The following is a 25,273-nucleotide window of genomic DNA, read 5'->3' as shown; positions in this document are numbered from 1 at the left end:
TCAGAGCAAAAGAAAAGACGTGGGCCACATTTCTATGACTCACGCCTTATCTGCTCACAATATTCTGTTTACTATCAATTTATCTGTTACTTACTGTATTCCTCAATCTTACACGTAGATCAATTCCTTCAAAATAATTTCTTCTGCAACTGCTCTGTGCTGATTAGCTGCTCTTACCCATGCCATCTGGTCTTTCTCCTTATCCGGCAAAGGCTCTTTTTCCTCCAACTGCTTCAGAATAACTTCTTCCCGTTCTCTGGCAGCCTTGTCCACTTCCAGCAGATGCTCACCGATTGTATCCTGCAACAGCATCACCTGATACAAGGAATTACGGTGATTCTTCAGATAATCTCTGCGTAAGAATCCATATTTACCAAGCTGCTCCATCTGATCACCAGATTTGTAGGTAAGGTTCGGAATCAGATATCCATTTACATTCGTATAAGTCAGTTCCATTTTATTAGCACTCTCCTTTTTTCTCTGATTTTTTACACCAAATTTACACCATTTGCAATTCATTTGACGATATTCTACGATACCAGACAAAATGACTGATTGCTCAGAAAGCCCGTAAAATAGGCATTTCTGCGATACACAAAGCAGGACAAAAATCGACTTCCATTATCAACAGTTGAGTGCTAATTATTTGTGAAACTTCTGTGAAATCTATGAGTTACGCATATTTCCTGGAAAAGCTTTTCCTCCGCCCCACCTGACAGGAAGATCTCTTTTAAAACAGATCCAGCATATTATCAAGGTAGATTTCTTCCCTGACCCGAAGCTGATACTCCGGCTTTGTCATATAATAAAGAAGAAACTCCAGTATCAGTGCACTGCCAAGTCCCCGGCCTTCAATCTTGAAGTTGGAAAATCCCATAGGCAGATACACATTCCTTATGTCGTCAATACCGATAAATCCCGGATTTTCCATTGCTTTGGAAAAGCGATAACCCTCCCTGATATCCGGTGCCTTGCAGGAAAAATCAGGACAGACTTCCCCCAGATTCTTTCTACTGACTGCTTCGTAGCAGCGTTTTCTGTCTTTACACCCAAAGAAACAGCACTCATTACACAGAAATTCTACCTTGTCCCTTTGCTCCTCTGTCAGTGTCTGCAACCTGACAAAGGCTTTATTTAATCGGAAATCCGGCACTACATACAGGAAATCTGATCTTTCCACTTCTTCTCTGAACCGCTGAAAATCTGTCAGCACTTTGGTCGTAGAAGAAACAAAATAGAGATTTGGGTACTTTTCTTTTAAGTAATCCAGCAGTAGACCCGAATGAATAATAACTCCATTTCTGATTTTGCTGCCCGCATCAAACAGTCTGCAGAGGTCATTGCATTTTTTATCTGAAAGATGTCCTTCTGTAAGTAACGAATTGCTGAAAGTCAGTCTGGCAGAAATTCCATATTTCTCCATGAGAGAAAGAGCCTCCAAAGGGTCATGATCTCCAAAGGATGTCCGTCCACCGCCCCAGATACAGTCCGAGGGTGCCCCATAGACAGATCCAATTTCACACCAGTCATAAAAATATTCCCGGTGATCATAAAACAGCGGTAAAAAGACACTGTAAAACTCATAAAATTCAAACAACCCGGGAAGATGATAATATGCTGTCTCTTTTTTCACGCTCTCCATGTCCTATCTGTACTCCAGTATTTCTTCCAGCTTCTTTCTTGAAGTAGCCCCACAGAATATTAAAACGCAGTAATCTGGTCTATCGCATACAATGGCAGATTGACGAGCCATTCTTCTTTTTTATAATCTGCCATAGATGTACGAACAGATATTTCAGGTGAAAATTTTTCCTGATAACTCTTCAAACTCTTCGCTCTGAGATTTACCTCTGCTTTTACTTCAACTGGGACAATCTTTCCTCCTGTGTCAACCACAAAGTCAATCTCGCAGGAGCCTCTGTCATTGGTGTAATAATAAATATCCAAATCCTCAATATTTTTTAACTGCTGGCAAACATATTGCTCTGTCAGTGCGCCTTTAAATTCTACAAAAAGATCATTTCCATCAAGCAGCGTATGCTGACGCAGTCCGGCCATACAGCCAAGAAGTCCAACATCCACTACAAACAGTTTAAATGCCTTCAGGTCCTCATAAGCCCGCAAAGGAATACCTGCCGTATTGACACGGCTGATTTTATGAACAAGTCCACAATCACTGAGCCACATAATTGCCGCCTCATAATCCTTCGCACGAGCCCCTTCCCTGACAAGGCCATAAATAAACTTCTTATTTTCCTTCGCCAACTGAGAAGGAATACTGTTCCATATCATACGTAATCTCGGAACGATTTCATTAGGTGCATGCTTTGAGAAATCCTGTTCATAGGCCATAAGAATCCGCCTTTGAATTTCGCGAACCTCATTAAAATCTTTATTCTCTGCGAAGCTTTGCACAGCTTCAGGCATACCACCAACATAATAATAGTGTTTCAGTGCGTCAATATATGTCAGCTTAAAACTTGTGATCATTTGAAAATCCCGTTTGTCAATCAGTTCAGCAAATCTTTCCTGCCCATTTGCCATCAGAAACTCTCTGAAAGAAAGAGGATAAAGATTCATGAAATCTACCTTGCCAACTGGAAAAGATGTTCCCTGATGCAGAGCAATGCCAAGTAAGGAACCTGCACACACAATATGATACTGCGGCGCATTTTCATAAAAATATTTAAGTGAAGAAAGCGCCCTTGGAACTTCCTGTACTTCATCGAAGATCAATAAGGTATTGTCAGGATCAATTTTGTGTCCTGCATACAATTCCAATCCCATGATCAGACGCTCTGTATCCAGATCAGAAGCAAATAATTCTGCCATTCTGGAATTGGAATCAAAATTGATATATACAGTATCTGCATATGCCTGTTGTCCAAACTCCTTCATCAACCAGGTCTTACCAACCTGACGTGCTCCTTCTATAATCATGGGCTTTCGATGTTTATTTTGTTTCCATTTTAACAGCTTTTCAATCGCAGTCCGGTACATACTTGCACCTCCATTATTCTCTATATAAATGTATCATAAGACATATTTACAAAAAGTACAACGAACTTTTGCTCGTTTATCACATTTTTTACATCGAACTTCGTAACTATACCATCATTTTTTACATTGTAATTATCATTTCCATGTATCATAGGTTTGTTTTATTTCCCACACTTCACGAAAGTTTATCAATCATTTCTGAAAACAATTCGGCCTTCAGCCAGTCATTCAATTTGGCCGCAATCGGCGTGAATCTGGTTACAACGGTTCCGTCAGGTTTTGTTTCATTGATGTAATTCTGACAGTTCCTTGCTGTAATAGTCGTAGATGAGATTCTGGAAAGCAACGCTTGTCTGGGCGCACAATCCCGATTTATCGTTTTATCACTTCTTCCAACGTTATAACCCTTCCATATCCAGATTCACTATTAGCTTTCCAATTTTCCGTTCTTTTAAGAGATAGCACATATAGACAGGAAGATATACTACGGCTCCCTCCTGTTCCACATTTGCTACCGATAAAACATATGCCTTCTCAATATGATAATCGGGAATTTTCATAAAGTTATCCAAGGCTTTGTGTACCTTGTAGGCTTTCCCGGATTTTACCTCAATTGGAACCACTTTTCCCTCCATTTCGACCAGAACATCCAGTTCCCCTATATTTTTCTTTTTGCAGAAATAGGGTTCCAGACCATTGGAAGTTAATTGCTGGATCACAGCATTTTCAAAGTGAGCGCCGTTATTTACTTCGCTGTTTTTATTGATCAGTTCCAGTTTGGTTTCCGCCGGATATGCACTGGTAAGCAATCCGGTGTCATTGGAGAAAAGCCGAAACACATTGCTGCTCTTGCTCGCTTTGAGAGGAATAATGGGAGCTTCCACGTTATATACCGGCAACGCGACTCCGACATCTTTCAGCCACAAAAAACTGTTTTCATATCTGTCAAACTTTAGCTCTTTGTCCAGCATTGTAAATACAAACTTTTTATTCTGTTTGTTTAATTCTGCCGGAATGATATCATAAATAGATATCAATTTTAGTTTTTTATCTTCACTCTCATATTGAGAGAAATCCTCTTTGTATAGCGCTACGATATCCCGTTGTACTTTATCCACCTCCCGAATATCTTTTGTAGCAATATAGCTTTTTACCGCATCTGGCATGCCTCCAACAATAAGGTAGATAAAAAACAGAGACAATAGCTTTTGGTGTATGAATTCATCCACCGGCTGGTATGCTTCAAATTTTTCTTTCAACATTTCCAAAGTTGTTTTTGACACATTATTCGCTATCATGAATTCTTCAAAATCCATAGGATACATTCTTAGGAACGTTAAATATCCCACCGGAACCGACGCTATTCCCTTAAGCTCTACTCCTAATAAGGATCCGCTCATTACATATTTGAAGCTGCCTTCTTCGACAAGAAACTTTATCTTTGTCACTATTTCCGGACATTTCTGTATCTCATCAAAAAAAACGACAGTTTCCTGTGGCTTACAATCTTCCGGCATAATCATTTTTAATTTCACCAGAAACTCATCCGCACTCATTTTGACATTGAGATAATCTATCAGATCCGGCTGATCTATGAAATTTACTTCAAACTTGCGATATCCGCTTTTGGCAATTTCCTCTCTTATAAGCCAGGTCTTTCCAATCTGTCTGGCTCCTGTCACCAATAATGCTTTATCAGAACTTTTCAACCATTCTTCTATGATAATGGAGTCTTTTCTATACATAAATTTTCTCCTCCCTTTTTAACAATACCTCTTTTGCCCCGTTTTTTCAATTTTATCATATGAATTTTGCCCCGTTTTTATTGCTCCACTAAATTGATTTACTTTTTCGTGTATCGGTATATAAACACTGTTTATTTCATGCAATCATCCAGAAAACGGCAGAAAAAGAAAGGGAAGGCAACCTAAATTGCCTTCCGCTCATTCTAAAACCTAGATTTAAAAATTCCCTGCAAGCGTTGTCTCAAACGCAGGCAGATAGTCGCTGATAAGATCTTTATATGGTACTAAAGGCAGCCTCCCTCATCAGGAAGCTGCCTTTACAAACTCTGTCAGTTTCTGTCTTGCGTCCGGACTTAGATGCTTTGGCACCTGAATCTGGATCACCGCATATTCATCACCTTTTTCCGAAGCATTCTTCATGGATACGATTCCTTTGCCCTTCAGCCGGATCTTTGTTCCGGACTGGGTTCCTTCTTTGATCTTGCAGCTTACCCGCCCATTTAAGGTAGGTACGATCGCCTCACCGCCAAGGGCTGCTGTTGCAAAGGGAATTTCAACTGTGGTATAAATGTCCATGCCCTTCCGTTCAAAGCCGGGTTTCTTAAGGACATTGACCTCCAGAAGCATGTTACCGGCACCGCCGCCATTTCTTCCCGGCATGCCTTTGCCTTTCAGCCGGATCTTCTGTCCGGAATCAATACCTGCCGGGATATGCACCTGCAGGGACTCTTCTTTCCCGTCTGGTGACCGGAAATGGATCACCTTATCAGCGCCAAGAGCCGCTTCTTCAAAGGTAACATCCACCTTAGCCAGAACATCCTCTCCTTCCTGGCTGCGACTTCTGCCCCCTCCTCCAAAGAACCCGCCATTATCCTCAAAATCCTGCGTGCGGAAGCCTTTGGAGTGGAATCCACTGCCAAATCCCTTTCCTTTGAAGCCTCCGAAAATACCATCAAAAATATCATCCAGATTATCTCCGGAATAATGGAACTCCTGATAGCCGCCACCGGGACCGCCATTAAAATGGAAGGTACCATCTGAGCCAAAACCGCCCTGATAGCCACCGGCTCCGGAGTTGCCGCCCCCTTCGTCAAAGGCAGCATGGCCAAACTGATCATACAGTTTTCTCTTTTCCTTATCACTTAATATATTATAAGCCTCCGTGACTTCCTTGAATTTCTCTTCAGCGGAGGGATTGTCCTTATTCATATCCGGGTGATATTTCTTCGCAAGCTTACGGTATGCTTTTTTGATCGCTGCGTCATCTGCATTTCTTGCTACGCCAAGTACTTCATAATAATCTCGTTTATCAGCCACTGTTCTCACCCTCTTTTCTGCTTATTCAAAAAATGCCCCGGAAAGTCCGGGGCAGGTTACCTGTCATCCTTCAATGGCAACATGTTTCTTTGTTTCCACTGCCTTCGCTTCCTTCTTTGGAACATCCAGCTTCAGAATACCATTTTCAAACCTTGCATGAATATCGGTATCAAGGATATCCTCACCTACATAGAAGCTTCTGCTCATTTCACCGGCATAACGCTCTCTGCAGATGTATTTACCTTTCTTATCGGCTTCATCCTTGTCAAGTCCCTTGGCTGCTGATACAGTCAGATAACCGTTTTCAAGCTGAACCTCGATCTCATCCTTCTTGAATCCCGGCAGATCCATGATCACTTCATATCCCTCATCGGTCTCCCTGATATCTGTCTTCATCATGTTCTTCGCATGCCTGCCATACAGCTTCTTATTTACATCCGGGAATCCAAAACCATCCATTAAATCATCAAAGAAATCTCTTCCATATACACTAGGCATTAACATAAGTCATTCCTCCATTCTTTCCTCTTCCTTTGTTCTACATGTAATATAACACCTATTATTAGCACTGTCAAGTGGTGAGTGCTAATTTTTTGTGAAGATTTTGTGAACGCTGCGAGTCATGCACATTTACGTGAAAGAGCCTTCTTTCAAGCTTGCTTGGTAAAGATGGCTCTTTCATGGAAATGTATAGGGCGGCAGCCCGACAGCGAAGGAATTCTTTCCCGAGCTGTGCATGGCGTATGCCACTACTTCACAGGGATTTTTCACTTGCTTTCGCACTCGATTTTCTTGATTTGACCACATTTTTACGACAACAACTTATGATTTATACCACAACAGGTACGGTTTCCGGCAGGTTCATTTTAGACATCCCATTCTCCACATGAGACTTTTCTGCAATATGATTATAGACATTCATTGTGATCTGTGCATCTGAATGGCTCATCACATACTGCATAACTTTGGGATTGACGTTGTTTTCACCCAATCTGGTACATCCCGTATGACGAAGGGTATTCGATGAAATAGGCGGCATCAGCCCCGTCTCTCGCTTCTCTTCTTCTGCCAGTTTGCTTTCTTTCTTATTATAGGCATTGACAATATTTTTTAGAAAGCTGTTCACTCCCGCCGACATTATCGGACGTCCATGCTTTGTATTGAAGATGAATCCACTAGTCCACCGATCTCCACATTACTCTGCAAACCAAGCATTCTAAATATCGGTAGCTTCTTTCCAAGCATACCGACCGTTTCCGGAGTATCTTCAATGCTCCCCATAAAAAGCTAGTTCCCCGTAAAGATCTGGTTACTGAAATGGCTAAGATTTTGGATGTGAATCCACTGACACTGCATGAACCAACTACGATGAATGCTTCTGAACTGATGGAAATCCTATTCTGGATTGACGAATTTAATCCTGGCATGATTAATCTCTTTCAGTTAGAGACTTATCCAGGCGAAAAATCAAATTCCAGTGACGATATCGCTGTCCGTTACCATGATTCCGATAGCTGGCCTGCACATTCACCTGTTGGTATGTGGTTTAATTATGGAGTTCTTAACGATTTTCTGAAAGAATGGACGCTTAGAAAAGAAGAACTGAAATCTGGTGCAATTACCAGAGATGAATATTTTGAATGGAAAATCAACTGGCCACAGACCTGTGATGATTGTGGAAAACGAGAACCATCAAAACAGTGGCGGAAATCAAACGAATAGAGCTTAGTGCAACTTAGCAAAACTTAAATTTATTATATTTTTTTCTTTTTACTCAAGGAAAAGGCACTGAAAAACCGGTAATCCATTGTTTTCAGTGCCTTTTTAGCATATTTTTCTATTAAAATTCTCTCACGTGCTTATATAAGTGAAACTTAGCGAAACTTAAATTATGCCCAATATGGAATGTACTTTTTATATCTTGGTGCTGTATCCGGGTCCATTACTTTAATATATCCACCTTCGACAGCACTGGTAAGAAGTCTTGATGCCTTGGCCTTCTCTTTTTCTCCCAGACCAAATATTTTTCGAATATCTGAATTAGAAATACCTTCAAAATTGACATATGCTAGACACGCCTGCATATAGCAAGTCCGCATCCGATCTTCTTTGGTAGTTAATTCAAATGGTACTTTTGCAAACAATATTGCTTTTGTGAATTGGTTATTCTGATTTTCAATTCTCGGAGCAAGCAGCTCATTTTTACCGGTTGCTTCAACAATCTTATCATAACCACTGCCTCGTTCCTATGATAATTTGGTGTTTTTACTTCATTATCAGCATTGACTTTATCATATTTTCCATCAAGCACAGCATTTGCAGTAGGAAGAATAGGCTTTTCCGCCAAAATATCCCGGAAAATTGCATGATTCTTCTTCTCACCATCGTCCAGATAATAGAGATCATCTGGTCGGCAATGCCAACCCAATCAATCGATCCGTCTGATCTGCCATGAACAGTGGGATATTCAGCACATCATCGTCCAGCTTCAGATTGTCCAATGAGAAACGGATGCGGAGCTTGACCTTGTCAGGAAACAGTTCCTTGAACTTCTTCATACTCTTGCTGGATGTGTTGGTTTCGGATTTGACCTCCACGGGGAAGATGTCGTTCTCCCGCTGAATGAGGAAATCCACTTCGTAAGGCGGGTTGTTCTGGCTCCAATAACGGGGCATGACTTCAAACTGAGTAATTAAAGTCTGCAGCACAAAGTTTTCGGTTAATGCGCCTTTGAATTCAGTAAAAAGGCGGTTACCTTCGCCAAAGGCAGTGGGAGAAAGCTGTGCCAGACGGCGGAGCAGTCCCACATCCACCAGATAAATCTTGAAAGCAGACAGGTCATCGTAGGCTGCAATCGGCAGGCTGGGAGCTTGGCTGCGGTAAACCTTATGCACCAGACGGGCATCTACCAGCCATTGCAAGGCATCCTCGTACTCACGGGCTCGTGCTCCTTCCTTGACCACTTTATAGATGAACTTCTTATTCTCTTTTGCCAGTTGAGAAGGAATGGATTTCCAAATCATTGAGATTTTCGGGAACTCGCTGAGATTAGGATGTTTTGCAAAATCACGCTCATAGGCTCCGATGATTCCGGACAATGCTTCCTGCATGGCAGAAACATCCCGTGCTTCCGTCCACATCAATACCGACTCCGGCATACCACCGGTGACATAGTACATTTTCAGCTTCTCATATAGCGGATTAAAGAAGGCGTCAGGGATGGGTTCAAGGATATCCACCTTTTCCAGATACTGTGCCAGATTTTCATCACCGTTAGCAAGCAGGAATTCATTAAAGGTCATCGGATCAATCTGCATAAAGTTGACCTTACCCACTGGAAAAGAGGAAGGTTTTGCCAGAGCAATACCAAGCAGAGAACCAGCGCAGGCAACGTGATACTGTGGTGCATTCTCGCAAAAATACTTCATAGAGTTAATGACCTTAGGGCAGTCCTGCACCTCATCAAAAATGATAAGGGTTTTTTCAGGCACGATTTTTTGACCGCTTGCCAGTATAAGGTTTTGTAGAATCCGATCCACATCCTTGGTTGTTTCAAAAAATTGCTTATATTCTTCATTTTCGTCGAGGTTAAAGTAAGCTGTATTTTCATAATAGCGCCTGCCAAACTCTTTCAGAATCCAAGTCTTACCCACCTGACGTACGCCCTTCAAGATTAAAGGCTTGCGGTAGGGAGAATTCTTCCAAGCCAGCAATTTTTTTAAGATAAATCGTTCCACAGAATCATTCCTCACATTTTTATTTGTGTTTTTGTACTAAGCAATCACACTTTTATTATATGTGAAATCTATGATAACTACAACCGAAAACACAAAAATATTTAATTCCATTTGGATATTCACCAGCTGTGGATTATTTCTCAATGCGCCAGTTTCCAGCTTACCGCCTGCTGCCTTGCATCCACAAATCTCTTATAAATACCTTCCTGCTTCATTAGCTGCTCATGTGTTCCCTGCTGCACAATTCTTCCTTTGTCAACAACCACAATCTGGTCTGCATGTCTGACTGTTTTTAATCTGTGGGCAATCATGATAATCGTTTTTTCCTTTGTAAGTGCATCTACTGCATCCATCAGATCTTTTTCATTCTCCGGATCAACATTGGCCGTTGCCTCATCTAATATAACGATTGGTGCATCCTTCATGATTGCTCTGGCTATCGAAATACGCTGCTTCTCACCACCGGAAAGTGTGGCTCCGCCTTCTCCGATTACTGTGTCATATCCATCAGGAAGTTTACTGATGAAATCGTGACAGCACGCTTTCTTTGCCGCTTCCATCACTTCCTCATGGCTTGCATCCTGACGTCCAAATTTAATATTATTCTCAATGGTGTCTGCAAACAAATACACAGACTGAAACACAAATGAAAAATTACGCATCAGACTGTTCATGCTGTAGTCTTTTACACTCACACCTCCAAGCGTCACTTCTCCGGAATCCACATCCCAGAATCTGGCAATCAGATTGCAAAGTGTTGATTTTCCTCCACCAGATGGTCCAACGATTGCTGTCGTTGTTTTCTGAGGAATAGATAGCGATACATCATCAATAATCTTCCGTTTGTCATAAGAAAACGAAATGTCAGAAAGTCTGATATCGTAATTTTCCGGCTGGATTTCTTTGCCATCGATATCCATGGTATCCAGTGCCAGTATTGCATTTGCTTTATCTACGCATACACTTACCACATGCAAAAGGGATGAATAATTTCCCGCGCATTCCAGACTGGAATAAAGCATAAATGCTGAGATTGTCATACCGATCGCATAGACCGCACTCATGGTTCCATTGATATAAAAATATGCACTGCACGCTACGATCACCGCACCTGTGATTTTTGTTACCACACTTTGCAGGAAATGATAGGGAACAAACAAAAGTTCCATCTTTGTATTGATCCTTTCGCATGCTTCATTTGCATCATTTAATCTTTTCGCCTGTTTTCCAAGCAGATTGTATGATTTTACTTCTGATATTCCCTGCAGATACTCCATGATCTGGTTTACAAGCTCTGTATCACATACTACTTTCTGCTCTGAAGCTTTTTTCCCTGCATTCTGCATCACAGAATTGACACCAAAGAAAATAAGCACTCCTGCTGCAGCTATCAGACCGATTCTCCAGTCAAAAAGAAACAGTATAAGAATGATCATTGATGTTTCCAGGATTCCCTGCATAGTCAGCATGACCACTCTCGCAGCCACATCGCCAAGTACTTCCATTGTATTGGTCGTAATGGAAGAAATTTCCCCGATACTATTGGAATTAAAATATCCCATTGGCAGATAGCGCAGATGCTCTGCAATCTTGATTCTCATAAAAGCACTTGCATTATATCCGCCTTCTGTCTGAAGCACTGTAGAATATCTTTTACAGATAACATCAGCTACGATTGCAATGACCATAATCGCAATGGATCCTCCAATATATTTTCCTATCGGTTTTCCACTCAGCAGACCGATCAATATGTACATAATAGCCGGAATCTTCATTGCTGAGGCAAGAGCCTCTATGAGTCCGATCACCATCGAAATTTTAAATTTATTACTATTTTCCCTGCCCGAGAAACGAAAGAATTTTGCCAGAATCCCAACCATATCATTCTCCCTCCTTCACAGTATCTTTTACAGAAATATGGGCATTCCACATCTCATTATAAAGCGGGCATGACACCAGAAGCTCCTCATGCGTGCCATGTGCTGTTACATTTCCATCATTTACAACAAAAATCTGGTCACTGTCCTTAATGGTAGAAAGTCTGTGTGCTATTACAAGCAATGTCTTCCCCGCTACCAGTTTTGCGATAGAGCTCTGCAGAATTGCCTCATTTTCCGGATCTGTGTAAGCAGTTGCCTCATCAAGGATCACGATCGGAGCATCTTTCAGCATTGCTCTTGCAATCGAGATACGCTGTCTCTCGCCTCCTGACAGATGTCCTCCTGCGCCTCCTACAACCGTATCAAATCCATTTTCCAGCTGCATGATAAATTCATAGCATCCGCTTTTCTTTGTCACCTCGATGATCTGTTCATCTGTCGCATCCGGATTTCCCTGTCTGATATTTTCACAGACCGTTTCATTAAACAGATAATTGTCCTGTGCAACATATGCAATTTTCCGGTTAAAATCTGCAAATGCCATTTCTTTTACATCAACTCCGCCGATTTTGATACTTCCAAAATCCACATCCCACAGGGATGCGATCAGCTTTGCAATGGTTGACTTTCCGCTTCCGGAAGGTCCTACGATTGCATTTACCGTTCCTGCTTTCAGCTTCATAGTTACTCCGTGCAGGATTTCTTTGTCGTGATAACCAAATCTGACATCTTCAAGAGTAACGGAGTTATCTTTTGGAACACCTTCACTTTTCTCTGGACGTTCCAGCTCCGGCTGTTCCAGAATCCCCGCCACTTCATCAACAATCACTCCGATCTTGCCAAGATCATCTGTATAGGAACCCACTGTGATCAACGGCCCAACGATTCCAAGTGATAAAATAATACAGATGACAAAATCAGAAACCGCAAGTGTTCCATTCGCTGCATAGTGTGCCCCAAACGGCAATACCGTAAGAAGCGTATAGGGTGTGACCACCATCATCAGTGCATGAAATATTGAGCACCTTTTCATCCAGGAAATAAAGGAATCCGCATATTCCATAGCCGCCTTGGTAAATTTGGCATAAGAGCTTTCTGTCTTTCCAAATGCCTTTATTACTTCGATTCCGTCAATATATTCCACTGCCGCATCATTCAGATCTTTTGTTGTCTGAACCGTTCTCTCAAAGCTCGGCTTATACTCAAGCATCATGCCAAAATAGGAAAGAAATCCCACTATAACCGGCACCAATGACCAGAGTGCCAGTCTCCAGTCTGTCAAAAAGAAATAGATCAAAATCACAATCGGTGCCAGCAGATTGGAGGTGAATTCCGGGACAATATGCGCCAGTGTCGTCTCAATACTGTCGATTCTTTCCACCATGATATTCTTAAATGTACCGGATGGTGTATCCTTCACATAACCAAGTGGCACCCGGGCCAGCTTGTCACAGCAGGATTTTCTTATATTTGCGAGTACAGCAAATGTTGCTTTATGTGACAATGCCGTTGAGAGTGAATGAAACAGTTCCGCAATGATAAACGACAGCGCGATCAGAACCACTTTTACAAGATATTTCTCAAGCTCCTTCTCACCACTTAAAAACAGCTTTACTACATCTGCAATGATAAAATACGGAAAAATCTTAAAAACCACATTTCCTATTGCAAGTAACACACTCCACACATAGGCAATTCTTTTTTGTCCGGCCCATATCAGAATCCAGCTGACTGCCGACTTCTTTTTTTCTTTCACACTTGTTCACTCCTCGTATTATAAGTTTATAGACCTCTCATTCAGAGGCTATAGACTTATTTTTTATGATGTAGGTATGGATGAATTGTTGGACATCCTTTTATACCCACATAGTTAATAAGTTACTTTATAGTCATGGTCCCAGATGTTACAATAAGTTCTATAAGAACTGTAGCTATGGTCACTGCTTCATCACTCCAGCAAAGTTTTTACTATTGCCAAGAAAGCATGCAGCCCTAATGCTACGCTAAGACTTATTACACAAATGCTGCATCCTGGTATCTAGCCACCAGCAGGGTATTTCTGCCAGGTAATGCTCATAACGCGAGGTTTAGGGTGGCGTAGTGATCTGGGATAAACCATGATTACTTTTCTTCATTCTGTATTGAAAGGTGGTGATGATCCGTGAAAGAACATATTGATTACCTTACAACACTGTTTGTCGGGATTGATATTGCATCCCGTGTTCATGTCGTCTCTGCACTTGATTTTAATGAGCAGTTCTACATCAAAATGAAACCTGTAGAGAACACTCAAGAAGGTGCGGGACTTATTGAACAGATGATTTCTGATGTGTTAGAACACAACCATCAGTTCAAATACGTTGTTATCGGTATGGAAGCTACCGGCTTCTATGGAGTGCATCTGGCGAATTATCTTTCTGCCAGCGACTTACTAGCTCCATTCTCTGTCAGAGTTTATTGCCTTAATCCCAAGGAAGTTAAGAACTATAAAAAGTCTTTTAATGACATTGGAAAGAATGATGGCATTGACTCTTATGTGATTGCTGATTTCGCCCGTGTCGGACGTATTGCAATCAAGCCGTGGCGTGGTTCCCAATACCTTGCTTTGCAGCGCCTTACCAGACACCGCATGCATATCACTGAATGTATTGCAAGCGAAAAGACCTACATGCTAAACAACATTTATCTGAAGTTCAGTGAATACGCTTTACTTCGCGATGGAAAACATCCATTCGCTAACAAATATGGTGCAACTGCTGAAGCCATTCTTACTGAGTACACAACCAATGAAGATATCGTGAACTCTTCGTTAGAAGACCTTGTCTCTTTTATCAATTCAAAAAGCAAAGGTCGTATTGCTGATCCAGAAGAAACAGCCAAAATTCTACAGGCTGCAGCGCGCAACTCATACAGACTCGATAAATGTCTTTATGAGCCACTTACTATTTCAATCGCGTCTTCCTTTAACTGCATCAGTTCCTTTGAAAGAGAGCTGAAAGCGATTGATAAAGCAATTCTTCAAACAGTTCAGGGATTAAACCCTGACGAGTATACTGTACTGAATTCCATACCTGGAATCGGTAAAGTTTATTCCGCTGGTATCTTAGCTGAAATGGGTTCCATAAAGGCTTTTCCTAATGCCAATGCTCTTGCCAAATACTGCGGCATCGTTTGGAACGATAATGACTCCGGTGACTTTGTCGCTGAGGACAAACACATGAGCAAAGCTGGCAACAGATATCTGCGCTACTACATCATAGAAGCTACTGGAAGTGTTATAAGGCACTGTCCTGAATATCGAGCTTTCTATGAGAAGAAATATGCTGAAACAAGAACACATCAGCATAAACGAGCACTCGCGTTGACTTCCCGTAAATTTATACGTCTGCTCTTTGGTCTGCTGGACAAAGGCCAACTCTACTCTCCGGAAAAGAGTAGGTAATCCATATCGAATTCCTAACTTACGTCTTTTTTGAAAAACAAGCCGTAGGTCTATTAAAGTTACCCATTTATATGAAAAGCATTTCAAAATACTTCTTGACTATTTACCAAATTGCTCTCTCTGTCTCAGTTCTTTTTCGCAGACGAGAGTATAACGATATTCAAAGTCTCTCCGGTTCTTCTGCGCACTGTTGGATAACATCAGTCCCGCAAAGAAAGACTGGATGGCAGCCAGCATGACAAATCCACACACGATCAGCGTCGGGAACTTCAGTACCAGTCCTGTAGCAAAATATTCTGCCAGTACCGGTATAAAAAACAACACCGAAACTACTGCCAACAGAAGTGCAAACAGACTGAAAAAGCCAAAGGGCTTATAATCCCGGTACAGCCTGAAAATGGTCCCAAGAACCCTAAATCCATCAGCATAGGTATTCAGCTTGGATACACTGCCCTCTGGCCTGTCCCTGTAATCCACGATCACATTATCGATCTGCAGCTGATTATATACAGCATGGATCGTCATTTCTGTTTCGATTTCAAAGCCCTTTGACAGGATTGGGAAAGTCTTGACAAAGCCATAACTGAATGCGCGGAATCCGGTCATAATATCCTTGATATCACACTGAAACAGCCGATTGATACTGGCGCGTACCAGGGAATTTCCCATATTGTGGAAAGGACGCTTATTCTCTGAAAAATAAGTGGAGGAAAGTCTGTCACCGACTACCATATCTGCATTGTGATGTAATACCTTGTCTACCATTTCCGGTGCGAATTCCATGGGATAGGTATCATCCCCGTCCACCATGATATAGCAGCGGGCTTCCACTTCCCGGAACATCCTGCGGATGACATTGCCTTTTCCCTGCATATATTCATGCCGGATCACAGCCCCTGCTTCCCTTGCCAGTTCTACCGTTCTGTCTGTGGAATTATTATCATATACATAGATCACCGCCTCTGGCAGTGCTGCCTTTGCATCCTTTACCACCTTGGCAATCGTCTTTTCCTCATTATAACAGGGAATCAATACTGCTATCTTATCCATATCCGTTCTCCTTTGCTTCTTCCTTCAGACGGAAATAATTTTCCATGATCAGATCTCTGCTGTATGCACCAACCCTTTTCTGGGTTTCCTTCGGCAGATCCTTAATGTAGAAGGGCTTGCCGTACTCTACGATCACCGTGGTTTTCCTGATCCACGGGATATGATCTTCAAAAATAGCAGCGGAATTATAGATTGCCATAGGCACTACAGCACAGCCGCTCTTACTTGCCACCTTGAAGCTCCCTTCATGGAATTCCATAAACGTGTCATTGACCCGGTTTCTGGTTCCTTCCGGGAAAATACAGATGGATATGCCTGCTTTTACCTTGTCAATGGCAGTCAGTATTGTCTTCAGTCCCTGCTTCACATCCTGTCTGTCCAGGAACAGACAATGCAGATTCTTCATCCAGTTTACCAGAAGCGGCCATCTCAGCATTTCCTTCTTGGCGATATATCCTGTCAGATCTGGAACTCTTGAATATGTGATAACAATATCAAAATAGCTCCTGTGGTTTCCCACATACAGAACCGGTTCATTCTTTGGTACATTTTCCTCACCTTTTATAACAACCTTGGTACCGGCAAGAAACAGGATCATCTTAAATGCCCACTGCACGATGCGCAGGGAGCTGATATCCTTCGCCCTCTGATTAAATTTACCGATCACCCACTCGATCAGCAGCAGCGGTATGCCAAGCACCAGAAAAAGTACCAGAAATACTGCAACCAAAATCAAACGTATCATATTTTATCCTCTCTTTTCTGTCACATCTTCAGCTTCCGGAAACAATACCAGCCAGCATAAATACCAGCATACTGTCTTCTTTGAACTGATTGATCACACAGGGAGCTTCCTCTGTGTCATCGCTGATATAATCAATCCCCCTCTCATTTCTGCCAAGGAGATAATGGAGCTGGTTTTCTATCATCAGCTTATACTCGTAATTGGAAATCACGTGATTGACCACTGTCAGATATGCTGCCTGCGTCAGGATCCTGCTGCTGTCACCCTCTGCTTCTGTCGAAGTCATATACAAGGATCCCCTGACTTCCTCAGAAATTTCTTCAGCCTGATCCATCAGCATCGTCATGATCTTTTCACACAGTACCATACTTACCGCCTGTTTCGTAGATATATATGTAACACAGCCTGAAAGCTGCACCATATCCCCTGCCAGCGTCAGATCTCCATCTGAAAGATATTCTACCAGATATTTCTGATAGGATACCTGCCCTGCCGCCCGGTAAATCTCTGCTGCAGCTGCAAACCGCCAGATTTTTTCTTCCCGGTCATCTGCTTCCTCACATAAAACTGCATGTTTAAATGCCCGGTCCGCTGCTTTCAGACAAGTCATGGCATATTCCTTGTCATAATTCTGATACAGATATCCGAACTTTGCCATCGTCATGGCAAAAGCAAATTCTGCCTTTGCACAGGCCGGTTCCACATAACTGCCCTTGTCATAGGCTGTAACACCCGCATATACTGCACCGGTCTGTTTATCCTGCATTTTAAGGAACCACCCTGTTTCATAACGGATCTCATCCAGAATATCCGGGATCTGATTTCCACTTTCCGGTAATCCTTCCTGGTCGGTATATTCCTGTGGATACAGCTCATAGGACATCATCAGCACAGCCATAGCCCCGGAAGCACCGGTAATATTTTTTTCACCATTTTCATTCTGATGCCATCCGCCGGAAGCATCCATACTTACAGAATCATTTCCCCGGAGCACACTCTTACCGGTATGACAGGCATTATGTGCCTTATCCCCCGCATACTCACTGCCAAGGGTCATACCGCACCGGTTATAATAATACTGTTTACAGGCCTCCTGAAAAAGGGAATCATACACCGCATCCGATATGGAAAAAGAATAGGATTTCCCAAGGATCGGTGCTTCTATGTAATAGGTGCCCGGAGCAGCAAAATCAGAAAAGTCACCGTATGCCTCCTTTTCTTCTCCCTCTTCCTTTCGGATCTCCGGATACCCCTGATAAACAATCTGTTCTGTTTTCTTATCTACCACATAAAATTCCTGCGGCAGATCCTTTCCTTTAAAAATAACAGTTTTATTCTCCTCTGGCAGATAGCCGAGCCGGTCAACCAGGATCCCCGGCATGCTTACCGGCACCTCATAAGAAAGCTGTGGTTCCTGTTCCATACTGTCAGCCTCAGGTATATTTTCCTGGCCATTCTGCCGGTTTTCCTTTATACTGCCGCATCCCGTAAGGACAATCAGGCAAAGGAAAACCCAAATTACCGAATGCCTTCGCAAGATTCTTCCTCCCAAATGGTATATCTCTATTGATTATACCTGTTTTTAACAGTCGGGTAAAGATATTTTCGTTTTCCGGTTCCTAGCCGTGGGTTCCCTAGCTGAGTCTGGTCATGGGATTGACAGGATTACCATCCTTTGTCAGCTTGAAATATACATTGGTTCCCTCAATACTGTAGTATTTCGTCGGAGCTGCCACACTGGCGATCATATCTCCCATGGACACATAGCTGCCTTCTGAGACCAGTATTTCCTTAAGCTGTCCGTAGGTGATCTCATATCCATTACCAAGATCCATAGTAACCGCCTGCCCGATCTGCGGATCCTCAAATACACTTGTCACTTTACCCGCTGCCGCTGCCGTGATCATGTCTCCCTCATTTGCAGCGATTACAATAGCCGGGTTATATTTGTACTGATCCAGTGTCGGGAAATACACGGTCTTGTCCATACTGTAATTGATCAGCACGTTTCCTACGACCGGCCAGACAAGAGTATCCGTATCTCCAAAGGAAAGAGTCGGCTGCATGGCCGTGGAGATTGCTGGTGCATCTGTTTCCTGAGCTTTCGTGCCTGTTCCTTCCTTTTCTGCCGCATCTTCAGGCAGCTTTTCTCCTGCTGCCACATCCTCTGCCGGTGATGCTGACATACTCTCACTTACAGACCCATCCGGATTCTCCACGTTCTGCGACCCTGTTTCCTGAAAATATGGATCATAATCAAGGTCGTCTCCCGTCACCTCCTGTTCCTGCACATGCTGGATCGCCCTGATCTCATCCCCAGTATCATTTGCCGCTCCGTTTTCCATTTCACTTAAGTCCACAACATATCCACGGTCCTGCGTGGAAGTACTGTCCTTCATCCACAAGCCTGTGGCTGTTAATACCCCAAGCACCGTAACAGCACAGACTGCCATGGCGATCCGTTCCTTCAGCAGACCTTTTCTTCTTATTTTCCTTTTCATTTTCTATCTCTCCATTCCTTTTCCATCCGGTTGATGAAATTCATTGTTCTATGGATAGTTTTACCCGATACTTCCTGTTTATTCATGGAGAGATACTAAAAAAGACAGTATTCTGAATCGTTTTCAAAATACTGTCCTTTATACTGACTCATTTAACGCGGTTATAATTGATCAGGCAGCCATCCAGAATGATCTGCCGTTCTTCATCTGTAAGATCTCCAAGCCTCACAGTAAATGCTTTCATACTGCCGTTCTTTACCGTATAGCCTGTGATCTCCTCTGCCTTCTCCTCTACAGCACTGCGGATGCCGGGGAAGAACAGAAAATCCTTATTGGTAAATGGCAGCTCTCCTTCAGGGATCAGGAAAGGAAGCATACCCCAATTGATCAGGTTGGAACGATATCTCTTTGTCGCATATTCATTGGCGATATTTGCCCAGCCGCCAAGCACCTTCTGGCAGGAGGCCGCCTGCTCTCTGGCAGAACCATCACCTGGCTTTACTGCAAAGATAGTAGAGCCAAATCCTGTGTTGGTATGATTTACTTCTGCAAACTGCTCTTTGATCGTTCCCATGACTTCTTTCAGATACGGGAATGCCTGACAGGGATGTCCTCCCTGTACTCTTTCCTTCTCTGCCTTCTGGATCTCCTTGGCAAGTCCCACATAAGCAGGATCCTTTCTGGAAAGGGTAAACTCTGCAAGTCCAAGAGGATTGGAACGATAGGATGAGGTTTCTCCGGAAGGAATCAGCTCATCTGTGGTGGTTACCGGGTCATGGATCTCGGAAACAACCTGAAGCACCAGGTTCTCCGGGAGTGCCTCCATAGCAGGCCAGTCCTTGATATTGGGTCCAAAATGGATCTCCACTGAAGGATCTGCCACGCCTTGGGAGTCGAAGACTCTGTTCTTATAAATATTGGCATCAAAATGATATTTGTATTTACCGATCGTGCCATCAAACTCTGTTGCCGGTGTCAGAACACCTTTATTTGCCGCTGTTGCGGCAATGGAACGTGCATCCATCAGTGCTACGGAAGCGATCTGTCCACTCTGCAGCTTGGAGCCTTCTCTGTTCGGGAAGTTTCTTGTGGAATGACGGATACTGAACGCATTGTTTGCCGGTGTATCTCCTGCGCCAAAGCAGGGACCGCAGAATGCCGTCTTCAAAACAGCTCCTGTCTCAAGCAGTGTCGCTGCACAGCCATTTTTGATCAGCTCCATATAGACTGGCATGGAAGCCGGGTATACGCTTAAGGTAAATTCATCAGATCCGATGTAGCTGCCTTTCATAATATCCGCCGCCGCACAGATATTCTCAAATCCACCGCCGGCACAGCCTGCAATGATTCCCTGATCTACCATGAACCTGCCATTTCTTACCTTATCCTTCAGGGTATACGGTACAGCACCGTCCAAAGAAACGGCTGCCTTTTTCTCTACATCATTTAAAATATCCATCAGATTGGCATTCAGTTCTGCAATCGTATAGGTATTGCTCGGATGGAACGGCATGGCGATCATGGGCTCAATGGTTCCCAGATCGATCGTGATCATACCATCATAATATGCCACATCTGCAGGATTTAATTCCTTATATTCTTCACTTCTGCCATGGATCTCGTAGAACTCCTTAATGGTCTCATCCGTCTTCCAGATAGATGACAGGCATGTCGTTTCTGTCGTCATGACATCAATGCCGATCCTGAAATCTGCACTTAAGGAAGCCACACCGGGACCTACAAATTCCATGACCTTATTCTTTACATAACCACTGGCAAATACTTCACCAATGATAGCAAGTGCCACGTCCTGCGGACCTACACCCTTCTTCGGCTCTCCGGTCAGATACACACCAACGATACCCGGCATGTTAATGTCATAGGTCTGTGACAAAAGCTGCTTTACCAGCTCCGGTCCGCCTTCTCCCATGGCCATGGTTCCAAGAGCACCATATCTTGTGTGGGAATCACTTCCCAAGATCATCTTGCCGCCGCCAGCCAGCATTTCTCTCGCAAACTGATGGATGACTGCCTGATGAGGAGGTACATAGACACCGCCATACTTCTTTGCGCAGGTCAGTCCAAACATATGATCATCTTCATTGATCGTACCACCCACCGCACAAAGCGAATTATGACAGTTGGTCAGTACATAGGGAATCGGGAATTTCGTAAGGCCTGAAGCTCTTGCCGTCTGGATAATTCCCACAAACGTAATATCATGGGATGTCAGCTTGTCAAATTTAATCCTAAGCTTGCCCATATTTCCGGAAGTATTATGCTCCTCCAGAATCCCATAAGCGATCGTACCCTTTCTGGCACTTTCTTTTGAAATCTCTCTGTCGGTCTTTGCTTTCAGCGCTACGCCTGCCTGCTCATCATCCGGAATGATCTCCACTCCATTTACAAGATAAGCACCACTGCCCAATACCTGAACCATATGTATCTGTTGCCTCCTTTGATTGCTGTTTATCAGTAATCAGTATAAAATAAAATATACTGCTTTGCAATCATTCTTAATGATCATACCGAAAAATAGTCGGTATCGTTCCAATATGTCCCTGTCGCAGATCAGCTCATCGCTGCACCATCCACGGACAGGATCTCACCTGTCACGTAGGCTGCCAGATCACTGGCAAGAAACAGAAATGCATTGGCCACATCCTCCGGCTCGCCAACTCTTCTTAAAGGAATCCGGTCAATCAGCGGCTTTATCATTTCCTCCGGAAGGCTTGCGACCATATCTGTTCTTGTCACTCCCGGTGCCACCGCATTTACCCTGATCTGGTAAGGACCAAGCTCCCTTGCCAGAGAAATGGTAAGCCCGTTCACTGCGAATTTGCTGGCCGGATAAGCGACTCCTGACGGCTGGCCAAACTTACTGACCATAGAACTGGTATTCAGAATACAGCCGCCGCCCTGCTCCTTCATGATCTTTACCACAGGCTGTACCGCATGGAAGATCGCATTTACATTCAGACCGATCACCTCATCAAAATGAGCCGGATCACAATCTATGGTAGGTACTCGGTCAGAAACACCTGCATTGTTTACCAGAATATCAATTCTTCTGTACTTCTGATGAATCCTTTCTATCTCTGTCCTTACTGCTTCCGGATCCTTCAGATCTGGCCATGCACCTTCTACCGGCCAGTCCGGATTTTCTTCCTTCAGCTTCTGCAGTGCTTTTTCCACAGTTTCCTTTCTCGATCCAAAAAGGATCACCTGTGCTCCGTTCTCCAGGTACTTCTTCACAACCGCATAACCAATTCCTCTGGTTCCTCCTGTTACAACTGCTGTTTTGCCCTTAAGCATAAAAATACCTCCCTTCTTCTACTTTTATCATATAAAATTTCAGCCAGAATAACAACAAAATAGCTTCACACTTTCTTGTCGGTTATGCTGCCGGAATGTGCATATAATAGGAATTAACAGGAGGTGGTAATATGTTTGCGTGGATCGTCTATATCTGGGAAAAGCTGCGGTCACTCTGGAAATCCTGATAGCTGTGAAGTCTGCCCGAAGTCTGAATTTATTTCATTGACTTCATTTCTGTAACTCAGTATAATAAAAAAGGTTGGAGACGTATCGAAGCGGTCATAACGGGGCGCACTCGAAATGCGTTAGCCCTCCGGGGCACGAGGGTTCGAATCCCTCCGTCTCCGCTTAAGGGGCTTATTTCACAGCCCCTTTTTCTTTCGCTTCAAAAGAGAAAAGGCCGGAAAACCCGACCTCTTCTTCACAATTCATCTTTGCAATTTTACTCTTACAGAAATTACTGTAATAAGGAAAGTACGCCCTGGTTAGACTGATTAGCCTGAGCCAGCATAGCCTGACCTGCCTGGGACAGGATGTTGTTGTTGGAGTACTTAACCATCTCTGTAGCCATATCGGTATCACGGATCTGGCTCTCTGCGCTGGTGGTATTCTCTACTACGTTGTCGAGGTTGCTGATGGTATGCTCAAGACGGTTCTGGGCAGCACCAAGAGCTGAACGCTGTGTGGAAACCTTCTGAATCGCTTCCTTGATCGTATCTACTGCAGAAAGAGCATTTTTATCATCTGTTCCATCAACTTTTAATCCATTTACGCCAAGCCCCTTAGCACTCATAGCATCCAAAGTTACGCTAATCTGATTATTAGAAGTAGCATCTGCACCTACATGAAGGGTAAGTGTTAATGCACCTACCAGTGCATCATCATCTGATTTAATAGCAGCTGCATCTAAAGTAGCTTCATTTCCTGCAGCATCATAAAGCTTCTTACCAGCAATCTGTGTCACCTTGCCATTATCACCGGTAACATAATTGCTTAAAGCGTTAGCTGCAATTTTATTTCCATCCTTATCATAATACTGTGCAGGTCCTGACTTAGCTGCTGAGTCTACACTCGCAATTGTAAGTGTTTCTGTACGATCCTTACCAGTGTCTGCGGTGATAGTACCATCAACTTCCAATTTAACTCCGGTTTCTTTACCATCTTTTTTGACATTACCGTTTGTATCAACTTCAAATCCCTCCAAGCCAGCAACTTTACCCGTTGTTTGGCCCTTTTCGATAGAAATTGATGCTCCTTTATTTGCCAATGCATTCATTACCTCATTCTGTAATGTTGCTGTATCTGCAGTAGTGGGATCAGTGAGAGTAATTTTCAATTTTGCTCCACTTGCTCCATCAGCACCTGCCGTGAAAGTTGCTGCCTTATTTGTAAACGATCCATAAGAATAAATATTCTTTTTATCCGCAGTTTTATCACCCTTCAGCAGGTATGTTTCATTGAACTTTGTGGTTTCTGCAACACGGTCAATTTCAGTGGTCAGCTGATCGATTTCGTTCTGGATATAACTTCTGTCATCCTCACTGTTGGTACCGTTTGCAGACTTAACAGCCAGCTCATTCATTCTCTGCAGCATATCCTGAACTTCATTCAGGGCACCTTCAGCAGTCTGTACTGCACTGATACCATCCTGTGCGTTCAGGGAAGCCTGTGTCAGACCTCTGATCTGCTTTCTCATCTTCTCACTGATGGACAGACCAGCTGCATCATCTGCTGCACGGTTGATCTTATAACCGGATGAAAGCTTCTCGGTGGACTTTGCCTGGGTCTTGGTTGTGAGTCCTAACATTCTGTTAGAGTTCATTGCTGTTAAATTGTGTTGTACTACCATAATAGTTACCTCCTTGTATTTCTGCGCAAATCCGTTTGCGTCAGTTACTTTGTTATTTGTTTTTTTTGTTGCTTTTTTTATAGTAACCGGAAACCCGAACTTCAAAGACGGGCCCTGCCTTATGGCATTCAAAGCCTCCGGTTATTACCTTGCTCAGTCCTCCAGATTGCCGTGGGTAATGACGACTCTGGACTTTTTCTTTTTCAGGTACTTAGAATCCGTTTCCGGCTCGGCATAGTATTTAGGAAGCTTTGCCTTCTCCTCCGGATCTGTGACCCTGTTCTCCAGTACGGTGCTTCTGACGATATTCACGTCCTTCGGTGCATCCACCATGATGCGGAGATGGTTCTTCGTTCCGCCAAGGAACACGATCTTCACGTTGTCACCGATCATCAGATATTCTTCTGTGCTTACTGTCAGTCTTAACATCCTTAACCTCCCTGTCTGCTGGTATCCTGCTTTGCTGCTCCATGGACCTAAAGCCTCCAGCCAAGCCTCCCTGCTTTCCTTTTTAAAAATGAAACATTCTGTAATCAAATGTTTCATTCTTGCTCCAGTAAATTGTTTGCAATATCCGTGTTCTGTCCGGAGAATGGACATTGGCAGTATGCCTGAAAGGAGAAAAGATTTTATGAGTACAACACAGCCGATCAAGTCAGTAAAGCAGCTGGAACAATTTAAAAAATATT

General features: G+C 43.2%; 19 protein-coding genes, 1 tRNA gene and 1 pseudogene. 3 read left to right on the top strand and 18 right to left on the bottom strand.

Features of this window, described 5'->3' with window-relative positions:
• Positions 1-108: 108 nt before the first annotated feature.
• The 7 genes from OCV77_RS08070 to OCV77_RS08040 all read right to left on the bottom strand — a co-directional run bounded on the left by OCV77_RS08070 (position 109) and on the right by OCV77_RS08040 (position 7,200).
• Positions 109-456 carry a TnpV protein gene (locus OCV77_RS08070; protein ID WP_055147149.1) on the bottom strand — a complete coding sequence of 116 codons (348 nt, stop codon included), beginning with the start codon at positions 454-456 and terminating at the stop codon, positions 109-111.
• 274 nt (positions 457-730) lie between these two features.
• A complete protein-coding gene (locus OCV77_RS08065) occupies positions 731-1,642 on the bottom strand; it encodes a hypothetical protein (RefSeq protein ID WP_262574521.1) in 912 nt (303 codons plus the stop codon).
• A 59-nt stretch (positions 1,643-1,701) separates the two neighbouring features.
• Entirely contained in the window at positions 1,702-3,000 is a 1,299-nt protein-coding gene (locus OCV77_RS08060) for an ATP-binding protein (RefSeq protein ID WP_262574519.1), read from the bottom strand.
• 398 nt (positions 3,001-3,398) lie between these two features.
• Positions 3,399-4,745: an ATP-binding protein gene (locus OCV77_RS08055; protein ID WP_262574518.1), complete on the bottom strand. Its 1,347-nt coding sequence runs from the start codon at positions 4,743-4,745 to the stop codon at positions 3,399-3,401.
• Positions 4,746-5,048: 303 nt separating this feature from the next.
• Positions 5,049-6,062, bottom strand: coding sequence for a DnaJ C-terminal domain-containing protein (locus tag OCV77_RS08050; protein WP_262574517.1), 1,014 nt, complete (start codon positions 6,060-6,062; stop codon positions 5,049-5,051).
• Positions 6,063-6,125: 63 nt separating this feature from the next.
• Positions 6,126-6,566 carry an Hsp20/alpha crystallin family protein gene (locus OCV77_RS08045; RefSeq protein ID WP_118798705.1) on the bottom strand — a complete coding sequence of 147 codons (441 nt, stop codon included), beginning with the start codon at positions 6,564-6,566 and terminating at the stop codon, positions 6,126-6,128.
• Between the two features lie 325 nt (positions 6,567-6,891).
• Entirely contained in the window at positions 6,892-7,200 is a 309-nt protein-coding gene (locus tag OCV77_RS08040) for a tyrosine-type recombinase/integrase (RefSeq protein ID WP_262574516.1), read from the bottom strand.
• Between the two features lie 152 nt (positions 7,201-7,352).
• Between OCV77_RS08040 and OCV77_RS08035 the strand changes: the two are divergent.
• Positions 7,353-7,784 (top strand): annotated as a pseudogene (locus OCV77_RS08035) (helix-turn-helix domain-containing protein); the annotation flags it as partial.
• Between the two features lie 680 nt (positions 7,785-8,464).
• Here the strand turns inward: OCV77_RS08035 and OCV77_RS08030 are convergent.
• From OCV77_RS08030 to OCV77_RS08020, 3 genes are all read right to left on the bottom strand, one after another.
• Positions 8,465-9,799, bottom strand: coding sequence for an ATP-binding protein (locus OCV77_RS08030; RefSeq protein ID WP_262574515.1), 1,335 nt, complete (start codon positions 9,797-9,799; stop codon positions 8,465-8,467).
• A 140-nt stretch (positions 9,800-9,939) separates the two neighbouring features.
• Positions 9,940-11,679, bottom strand: a complete 1,740-nt coding sequence (locus tag OCV77_RS08025) for an ABC transporter ATP-binding protein (RefSeq protein ID WP_262574513.1) — start codon at positions 11,677-11,679, stop codon at positions 9,940-9,942.
• Position 11,680: 1 nt separating this feature from the next.
• Complete coding sequence (locus OCV77_RS08020; protein ID WP_262574512.1) at positions 11,681-13,435, bottom strand: ABC transporter ATP-binding protein; 1,755 nt, start codon at positions 13,433-13,435, stop codon at positions 11,681-11,683.
• A 405-nt stretch (positions 13,436-13,840) separates the two neighbouring features.
• Between OCV77_RS08020 and OCV77_RS08015 the strand changes: the two genes are divergently transcribed.
• Positions 13,841-15,121, top strand: coding sequence for an IS110 family RNA-guided transposase (locus OCV77_RS08015; protein ID WP_262574511.1), 1,281 nt, complete (start codon positions 13,841-13,843; stop codon positions 15,119-15,121).
• A 99-nt stretch (positions 15,122-15,220) separates the two neighbouring features.
• On the opposite strand, the gene OCV77_RS08010 is transcribed toward OCV77_RS08015, so the two are convergent.
• From OCV77_RS08010 to OCV77_RS07985, 6 genes are all read right to left on the bottom strand, one after another.
• On the bottom strand, positions 15,221-16,171 hold the full coding sequence (locus OCV77_RS08010; RefSeq protein ID WP_262574510.1) for a glycosyltransferase family 2 protein: 951 nt from the start codon (positions 16,169-16,171) through the stop codon (positions 15,221-15,223).
• Positions 16,164-16,916 (bottom strand): lysophospholipid acyltransferase family protein, encoded by a 753-nt coding sequence (locus OCV77_RS08005; protein ID WP_118799421.1) that lies wholly within the window; start codon positions 16,914-16,916, stop codon positions 16,164-16,166. Before OCV77_RS08005 ends, OCV77_RS08010 begins: the two co-directional genes overlap by 8 nt.
• A gap of 28 nt (positions 16,917-16,944) precedes the next feature.
• Complete coding sequence (locus OCV77_RS08000) at positions 16,945-18,339, bottom strand: glycoside hydrolase family 9 protein (protein WP_262574508.1); 1,395 nt, start codon at positions 18,337-18,339, stop codon at positions 16,945-16,947.
• Positions 18,340-18,550: 211 nt separating this feature from the next.
• Positions 18,551-19,417 (bottom strand): peptidoglycan DD-metalloendopeptidase family protein, encoded by an 867-nt coding sequence (locus OCV77_RS07995; protein WP_262574506.1) that lies wholly within the window; start codon positions 19,415-19,417, stop codon positions 18,551-18,553.
• Between the two features lie 148 nt (positions 19,418-19,565).
• Entirely contained in the window at positions 19,566-21,857 is a 2,292-nt protein-coding gene (locus tag OCV77_RS07990) for a hydratase (RefSeq protein WP_262574505.1), read from the bottom strand.
• A gap of 131 nt (positions 21,858-21,988) precedes the next feature.
• The gene (locus OCV77_RS07985) at positions 21,989-22,732 is read right to left on the bottom strand and encodes an SDR family NAD(P)-dependent oxidoreductase (RefSeq protein ID WP_262574502.1); all 744 of its coding nucleotides are present in this window, start codon (positions 22,730-22,732) and stop codon (positions 21,989-21,991) included.
• A 264-nt stretch (positions 22,733-22,996) separates the two neighbouring features.
• On the opposite strand from OCV77_RS07985, the gene OCV77_RS07980 reads away from it, so the two are divergent.
• Positions 22,997-23,082 (top strand) — tRNA-Ser (locus tag OCV77_RS07980).
• Between the two features lie 110 nt (positions 23,083-23,192).
• On the opposite strand, the gene OCV77_RS07975 is transcribed toward OCV77_RS07980, so the two are convergent.
• Together OCV77_RS07975 and OCV77_RS07970 are read right to left on the bottom strand one after the other, a co-directional pair.
• Complete coding sequence (locus OCV77_RS07975) at positions 23,193-24,584, bottom strand: flagellin N-terminal helical domain-containing protein (RefSeq protein WP_262574501.1); 1,392 nt, start codon at positions 24,582-24,584, stop codon at positions 23,193-23,195.
• Positions 24,585-24,737: 153 nt separating this feature from the next.
• Entirely contained in the window at positions 24,738-25,013 is a 276-nt protein-coding gene (locus OCV77_RS07970) for a carbon storage regulator (RefSeq protein WP_262574499.1), read from the bottom strand.
• Between the last annotated feature and the right edge of the window lie 260 nt (positions 25,014-25,273).

Origin of the sequence: Suilimivivens aceti (assembly GCF_025567405.1) — a bacterium.
GTDB classification, from domain to species: domain Bacteria; phylum Bacillota; class Clostridia; order Lachnospirales; family Lachnospiraceae; genus Suilimivivens; species Suilimivivens aceti.
This window is presented reverse-complemented; position numbering and strand designations above follow the sequence as displayed.